Source organism: Aerococcus sp. L_32, assembly GCF_050689315.1.
This window is the reverse complement of the sequence record NZ_JBOEQF010001052.1, coordinates 1-645: the sequence shown is the minus strand read 5'-3', so window position 1 is coordinate 645 and position 645 is coordinate 1. Positions and strand designations below refer to the sequence as shown.

Genomic DNA, 645 nt, shown 5'->3' with positions numbered 1-645 from the left:
CACAACTAATTCGCCATCTTCCTTGGCCTGGTATGCCTTGCCTCCAATCACGATCAATTCCCCATCTAAATGGTCCATGGTGCCAATCCCATAGTTGCCCTCTTTTAATAAGGCTTCTATGGTCATCGACCCATCGAAAAAACCCGCCATTAAGTCGCCCAATGTTTGATGTTGAAATAGTTTCACCATATCTGTCTCCCCGTATCGCTTTCTGTGCACAGTTCATTTTCATATTATTTAAAAGATGGCACTTCTTGTCATGTCCATACTACCTTTTTTGCACTCGTCTCGCAAGCTGTTGTAGGAGTGACAGCTTGAAATTGTTGACCCTTTTTCCTATACTAACTAGTACTTACTAGACAAAAAATTTGAGAGGAGTGGTTGGATGATTTCGCACGAGTTGCCTTTGATGCCGATTGGCGAGGAGGAGAAGCGGTGGATGGCGGAAATTACGGGTGATGATGAGACTTTCGTCTTGAAGCGGGATTTTCAGCCTGAGATCCGGCCCGGCGTGTGGGAAATTTATGATGGTTGGTACCAAATTCACGGCCAATTTCCTGGTATTTCACCCTTCGAGAAGGAATATGTCCTCGTGCAAAATGGGCAGATGACCCGCCACCTTGACTTTCGCTATATGATCAGTGT

General features: G+C 45.3%; 1 protein-coding gene and 1 pseudogene. One reads left to right on the top strand and one right to left on the bottom strand.

What is annotated here, in order from left to right:
• A partial coding sequence (locus ACRCJ0_RS18140) for an acetolactate decarboxylase (RefSeq protein WP_431391530.1) occupies positions 1-189 on the bottom strand: 189 nt, incomplete at its 3' end.
• A gap of 196 nt (positions 190-385) precedes the next feature.
• Here ACRCJ0_RS18140 and ACRCJ0_RS18135 point away from each other — a divergent pair.
• Positions 386-645 (top strand): annotated as a pseudogene (locus tag ACRCJ0_RS18135) (hypothetical protein); the annotation flags it as partial.